Below are 6,678 nucleotides of genomic sequence, written 5' to 3'. Positions count from 1 at the left end.
TGCAATACACTAACTGCAAAGAAAATGATTATTGGGGAATAATTAAAACATCTGCTGTACAGCTGTGATATGCAATGGTTTTTCTATTGTACAGGAGCGCCAGCCTTGCCCGAGAGCACCTGTTGGACCCCTTTTTCCAGTTGGGGGAAGGGCAGGTAGCCATTAGCGAGCAGGAAGTAATCATTTCCCCGCTTCATAATGCAAGTCGGGAAGCCCCGCACCCCAATTTGGGCAGCTAGGCGGAATTCGTCCTGTGCAGCCTTCCGGTACTGCAGTTGGTTCATGGCTTCGAGGAAATCTTCCCCATCGAGCCCGGCCTCCACGGCGTAAGGTACATAATCTGTGTTGATTGCAGGGCGTATGCCATCAGAATAGACGGCCCGCTGAAGCAATGCCGCAAAAGGTATCTGCTGCTGAGGCGCTTTGCGCTTGAGCACCGCCATGGCAACTGCGGGCGGAACGGAGGTGAAGACCGCCTTCCCTTCCTCCAAAATGCCTTCCAGGAAGGCCGGGCCAAATTGGGCGCCAGTGCGTTCTTCTACGGTGCGGTAAGCCTGTTTGATGTAAGGCGCTACTTCCCCGACCGGGCCTACCCGTTCGTTGGTGATCATACCGCCAGATACCACTTCGAACTCGATATGCGCCTTGTATTTTTCGTAAAGGGAAAGGACAACAGGGCTGAACCCATAGCACCAGCCGCAGAGGGCATCGTAAAAATAGAAGAAGGCTGGTTTTTGCAGCCCAAACTGATCCAAAGACCGGGTCATGCTCTGTTTTTTGTTTAACCATCAAAGGCTTTAGGCCACGAATTGTTTGCCCGCGCAAAGTTTTTCTGCCCGGAATTGCTAATTTTGATTTTGCTCTGAACGCCAATCACGACTATGAATTTTTCTTCCAAATATCTCGAAGAAGCGGTACACGCTTTCGCTACCCTGCCCGGGATCGGCCGCAAAACAGCCTTGCGCCTAGCCTTGCACCTGGCACAGCAGCCTGCCGAACAATCCCGGAGCTTTGCAGACGCGGTCATCCGTATGCGCGAGCACATACAGCCTTGCAAGCAGTGCTTCAATCTGTCCGATGGCCCGTTGTGCAATATCTGCAGCGATAAGCGCAGGGAGGAAAGCGTCATTTGCGTGGTGGAGGGCATCCGCGATGTCATGGCTATAGAAGATACTGGGCAGTACCGGGGGCTCTACCATGTGCTAGGAGGCGTCATTTCTCCCATTGAGGGCGTCGGCCCATCAGATCTGACCATAGACGACCTGGTCGGCAGGGTGGAAAAAGGAGGGGTGAAAGAAATCATCATGGCCATCAGCCCCACGATTGAGGGCGACACGACCATCTTTTACCTCACCCGTAAGCTAGAGGGCAAAGAGGTGCAAATTTCTACCATCGCCCGGGGGGTCTCTTTCGGCGGAGAGCTGGAGTATGCCGATGAGCTGACCCTAGGCCGCTCTATAGCAGCTAGAGTGCCTTATCAGAAGAATGGTTAGAGATTGCCATTTGGACATTGCGAACCCTGCACAATGAAGTTATCGGTCATTATCGTCAACTACAACGTCAAGTACTTCCTGGAGCAGGCGCTGCTTTCTGTGCGCCGTGCATCCCAAGGGCTGGATGTAGAGACTTGGGTGGTGGACAACAACTCAGTGGACGAATCTGTCCATATGGTGCAGGAAAAGTTCCCGGAAGTGCACCTGATCACCAACAAGCACAACCCCGGGTTTTCTATAGCCAATAATCAGGCCATCCGGCAGTCTTCAGGAGAGTATGTGCTGTTGCTCAACCCTGATACCGTAGTAGAGGAGGATACCTTCTCCAAGTGCATCGCTTTTATGGACGCCCACCCTGCAGCCGGTGCGCTGGGCGTCCGGATGATCGATGGCTCTGGCGCTTTCCTTCCAGAATCCAAAAGGGGCTTCCCTTCGCCTTGGGCTGCTTTTTGCAAATCGGTAGGGCTGTCCCGGCTGTTTTCCCGCTCCCCCCTTTTCAACCACTACCACCTGGGCTACCTGGACGAATGGGAGGTGCATGAGATCGAGGTCCTGGCCGGGGCTTTTATGTTTATGCGGCGGGCGGCATTGGACAAAGTAGGGCTGCTGGACGAAACCTTTTTTATGTATGGAGAGGATATAGACCTTTCCTACCGCATTACACAGGGGGGCTACAAAAATTATTACTACCCGGGCACGAGCATTATCCACTACAAAGGGGAAAGTACCAAAAAGGGCAGCCTCAATTATGTAAAAGCCTTTTACCAGGCGATGATCATCTTTGCGCGCAAGCACTTCGATGGGCAGCAGGCCTCGCTCTTCGTTTTCATGCTGCAGGTGGCCATCTACCTGCGGGCGGGCCTCACCTTGGCCAGCAATTTTGCCCGGCGGGCTGCCTGGCCTCTGCTCGATGCCGGCCTGGTGCTGGGCGGGCTGCTGTTTCTCCGTACCTTCTGGGGGCGCTATCATTTTGGTGACCCCAACTATTATGCAGATGGCATCCTATATTTCAACTTCCCTTTGTACACTGCTATTTGGCTTGCCGGTATTTATTTCAATGGCGGCTACGACGAGCCTTTCTCCTTGCGGCGGCTGATGCGCGGCCTGCTGATGGGCACGGTGGTTCTGCTAGCAGTCTATGGGCTGCTCGACCTAGAGTACCGGACAAGCCGGGCGCTGGTCCTTCTGGGCGCAGCCTGGTCGGCTGGCGCTTTGGCAGCTTCCCGCCTGGCCATACATTTTGCCCGGCACAAAAACTTCAGGCTGGGCGCTGAGGATGACCGGCGCATCGTAGTCGTGGGCTCCTTGGGAGAAAGCGAGCGTGTTCAACAGCTGCTGCACAAGGCCGAAGTGCACCGGCAGGTCATCGGCACTGTTGCGCCTGCTCAGGAGGCCGACCGGAAGGCCTACCTCAGCGGCTTGGGGCAGTTGGGCGAAGTGGTACAGATTTATGGGGTAGGGGAGGTGATCTTTTGCTCCCGCGATGTGAGCGCACAGGAGATCATGAGCTGGATGTCCCGCCTCGGGCCCCGTATTGACTACAAGATTGTGCCACAGGAAAGCCTCAGCATAATCGGGAGCAGCTCAAAGAACAGCAGTGGCAGGTTGTATACGGTAGACATTCAGTATGCTATCGATCAGCCAATGAGCCGCCGCAATAAACGCATGTTGGACATTTTGTTGTGCATCATCATTGGCGTACTGTCGCCTGTGCTGGCCTTGGGCGCCCGGCCTCCCAAAGGGGTATTCCTCAACCTTTGGCGGGTGTTTTCTGGCAGGGCTTCCTGGGTAGGCTACGCTCCTACAAATTCGCTAGATATCAGCCTGCCGGCCCTCCGGCCCGGGGTGGTGACCCCCGCAGATGCAGCGGGCCTGCAAAACCTGGACGAGCCCACCCGCCACCGGCTGAATTTTTTCTATGCCAAGGACTACCAAACAGGCAAAGACTTGGATATCCTCATCAACAGCTGGCGTTTGCTGGGGCGTGGCTAACCTTTTGGCGCCCTATTTGTTAGGTTTTCTTTTTTTAGATTGGAAAATATAGAGATATGTTGATTGCTTTAAGCAGAAAGCTAGCCTTGGCGCTCTTTGCATTACTGGCAGGGAGCATTGTGCTGCCGGCCCAGCCCGATACGCTTCAAGGGCTGATCGTCCACCCGGTTTTTCACGGTACCTTGGTACTTGAAACCAGCTCAGGGACGATCTTTGTCGACCCTTATGGGGGAGCGGAGCGCTTTGAGGCTTTTGGCCAGCCAAGCCTTGTCCTCATCACCCACCCACATGGCGACCACCTGAATGCAGAGACCCTTCGCGGGCTCGACCTTACTGCCTCCACGCTGATAGCCCCAAGCGCTGTATTGGAGAAGCTGCCGGAAGACATCGCTTTCGCTAAAGTGGTAGCATTGTCCAATGGAGAGGAGGCGGCTATCGGAGGGGTAGGGGTCCGTGCTGTGCCGATGTACAACCTCCCGGAGGAGGGCGCCCGGCACCCTAAAGGCTGGGGCAACGGCTACATATTAGAAAGCGGCGGCCAGCGGGTGTATATTTCTGGGGATACCGAGGACATCCCTGAGATGCGGCAGCTTGAGGATATTGATATCGCCTTCGTTTGTATGAACCTGCCGTACACCATGGATGTCCATCAAGCTGCTGATGGGGTATCCGCTTTCCGCCCGGCAGTAGTATACCCTTATCATTACCGGCAAGGGGATGGGAGCTTCAGCGACGTGGAGCTTTTTAGGCAGATGGTAGGGGAGAAAGCCCCTCAGGTGGAAGTCCGGCTGCGGGACTGGTACCCCAATATGGATTGAGCTGTGCCAGGGGGCAGCAAATTGTGCTGCCCCCTGGCACGGCAAGCTTTTATTCGGTATTAAGGTATATAGGTATCTATATATTTTTGTATTTGCTGCAAATGGCTTACCTTAGGCCCTGCCGGGCAGCCCAAGTTGCTCAACGCATGCGCAGGCACCGGTGTTGAACGACTGATTTGTGAGTGCCGGCTAGCCCCGGTTCCTTAAAATGTACGGGCCATGAGAAAAAAGCTCCAAAAATTTACAGAGTTTGCTGACAGCCTTTTGCCACATGAAACCTCTTACCTGCTGGGTGCTCAGCAATTTGAAGACGAGATAAAGCTGGGCATATTGGAGCAGCTGGATTACAACTGTAGGCATATCCGGCAGTTCACCCCTTATGACAAGAGCATAGACAAGCGCAAGTATTCCAACCTGAAGAATTGGATCAATGACCGGCTGGAATCCATAGATGTGGATGTCCGCTTCGATTGGATGACCCACATGGAGCGGCAGATCATGACGGATGCCATTGAGCCGCAAGAGGAGAAGCAGTTGGTCAAAGCGATACGAGACTACGATAAGCTCGATTTTTACTTCACGAAGTTTTATGAGCTGGTGCAGCTCTACCGGCAATACCTCCTCATCCGGATGCGGTATGCTTACCACCGGGTAGCAGATGACTTTTTGCGCACCTACCGAGAGCGGTACGATACCTGCAAGGAGGTGTTCGAGCGCATGCACACGGCCACCCTCGATATTGTGGGGCAATATTCTGACCGTTCGGCACAGTCTATGCAATGGGAAGAATGGCTCACGGAGGTATTCTATGATGAGCACCTTGACGGGCTGAACCGCTACCTGGCTTTGGTACGGCTTACCTTTATCTATTTCAATTACCGGCAGTTTGAAAAGCTTCGAGAGAAGTACGATTATATCGACAAGGTGTTTGAGGAAGGGCAGTACTACTCCCGCCGCCTGCTCCTCAATTACTACGGCAACCGGGTGCTGCTGCACACCAAGTTTCAGGATTACGATAAGGCAGAATATTACGGCTACCTATCAATCCGGGACAAGAACAGCGACTACATCCACTATGTCAACAACCTCAGCGCAGTTTTGCTGAGGCAGAAAAAGTACAGCGAGGCGCTTTCGCTAATGCGCACAGCCTATCCGGAAATGAAGCATACCCCCAGCTTCCACAACCGCATCGGGTTTGTTGCTTTCTACCTTAAGTGCCTCAACTACAACCACCAATACCGCAATGCCGAGAATTATGCAGAATCCTTTCTGCAGGCTTATAAAAAAGAGATATTTGAGTACCGTTGGCACATTTTCTTCTCCTCATACCTAGAGGCTTTGCTGCGGCAGGAACGCTATGCCAAATTGCTGAAGGTGGTCCGCAAATATCAGTTGCTAGACCGGGAGCGGCAGTATCAGCGCAACGCCAACTATCTGCCCACTATTTTGTGGTACAACGCAGTAGCTCAGTACAAGGAAATGCTAATGGAAAAAGAGGAGCTGTCTGCCCTCATTCGCCAATCGATAGACAATCTGGACCGAATAGAAGACAAGCAGTACCAATTGGGCGATCTGCTGGAGCAGATACGCCCGTTCATTCCTGGCATTGTCAATAGGGTTCAGGGCAAAATACCGTTGACGTTAGGGTAGGGATGGCTCTCGCCGGGCTTCCCCAGGGGTGTCTGACAAGGTGTTTTCGTAATGCCGCACAAGGCGGGCCTGGTATTCGGCCATTTTGTTCAACACCCTCAGCTCTTCATCAAGGTGCTGCAATTTTTGCTCCGGCTGCCGGGAGAAAGGTAGCCGTTTGCGGTTTTTGTTGATGTCAAGTATCTTTTGAATGGTGTGGCTCAGTGCGATACGGGCTTTGATCAGCCGCCTTTGGATGGACCTTTTTCTCATACCTGAATCGGATTTTAGTTGATGTGGAAGCCTGTGCGCCGGAGCGGACAAGGGGGGGACATCGGTTTGAAATAGGCGTTGTCGATCGTATGAAAACAGTAGCGGGTCACCAAAAGCACAATTCTAAGGAAAGGGCGTTCATTGGCAAAGATGTTTTGGATTGCGTGTTGTTTTCCAAACTTTATTTGAAAAATCAGTTACCAAATTTACAAAATGTAAACAACATTTCCTAGGGTTTGGATCGCTGCAGGCCCTACTTAAAGGGCGCAACATCTCCAAAGCCTTGCCAACTCTTGGTTTTAAGTCTGTTATTTTTTCAATAATTTATGGTAAACAAGTGCGCCCGCCCCAGCCAAAGCCAGGAACGGGCGCAGTATGCTAAAAGCACAAGTATCAGGGGTTGGCCGCTTATTGGGTTTTCACCCTTTGGGCTTTGGGCGCAAACCGAAATGCCGCAGTCGTTTATGCTTTCC

The 6,678-nt window shown here is 52.9% G+C and carries 6 protein-coding genes; 4 read left to right on the top strand and 2 right to left on the bottom strand.

Features of this window, described 5'->3' with window-relative positions:
- Window positions 1-83: 83 nt before the first annotated feature.
- Window positions 84-767 carry a DsbA family protein gene (locus tag FRY97_RS21310; RefSeq protein WP_147169652.1) on the bottom strand — a complete coding sequence of 228 codons (684 nt, stop codon included), beginning with the start codon at window positions 765-767 and terminating at the stop codon, window positions 84-86.
- Between the two features lie 114 nt (window positions 768-881).
- Between FRY97_RS21310 and recR the strand changes: the two genes are divergently transcribed.
- The 4 genes from recR to FRY97_RS21290 all read left to right on the top strand — a co-directional run bounded on the left by recR (window position 882) and on the right by FRY97_RS21290 (window position 5,953).
- Window positions 882-1,493, top strand: a complete 612-nt coding sequence (recR, locus tag FRY97_RS21305) for a recombination mediator RecR (protein WP_147169651.1) — start codon at window positions 882-884, stop codon at window positions 1,491-1,493.
- Window positions 1,494-1,526: 33 nt separating this feature from the next.
- Complete coding sequence (locus FRY97_RS21300; RefSeq protein WP_147169650.1) at window positions 1,527-3,485, top strand: glycosyltransferase family 2 protein; 1,959 nt, start codon at window positions 1,527-1,529, stop codon at window positions 3,483-3,485.
- Between the two features lie 56 nt (window positions 3,486-3,541).
- Window positions 3,542-4,303: an MBL fold metallo-hydrolase gene (locus FRY97_RS21295; RefSeq protein ID WP_147169649.1), complete on the top strand. Its 762-nt coding sequence runs from the start codon at window positions 3,542-3,544 to the stop codon at window positions 4,301-4,303.
- Between the two features lie 219 nt (window positions 4,304-4,522).
- On the top strand, window positions 4,523-5,953 hold the full coding sequence (locus FRY97_RS21290; protein WP_147169648.1) for a hypothetical protein: 1,431 nt from the start codon (window positions 4,523-4,525) through the stop codon (window positions 5,951-5,953).
- Here the strand turns inward: FRY97_RS21290 and FRY97_RS21285 are convergent.
- Entirely contained in the window at window positions 5,945-6,205 is a 261-nt protein-coding gene (locus tag FRY97_RS21285) for a hypothetical protein (RefSeq protein WP_147169647.1), read from the bottom strand. The two genes, FRY97_RS21290 and FRY97_RS21285, sit on opposite strands and share 9 nt — an antisense overlap.
- Window positions 6,206-6,678: the final 473 nt, after the last annotated feature.

This window comes from Phaeodactylibacter luteus, from assembly GCF_007993045.1.
Classification (GTDB): domain Bacteria; phylum Bacteroidota; class Bacteroidia; order Chitinophagales; family Saprospiraceae; genus Phaeodactylibacter; species Phaeodactylibacter luteus.
Note: the sequence above shows the minus strand (reverse complement) of the source record. Positions and strands in the feature narration are given on the sequence as shown.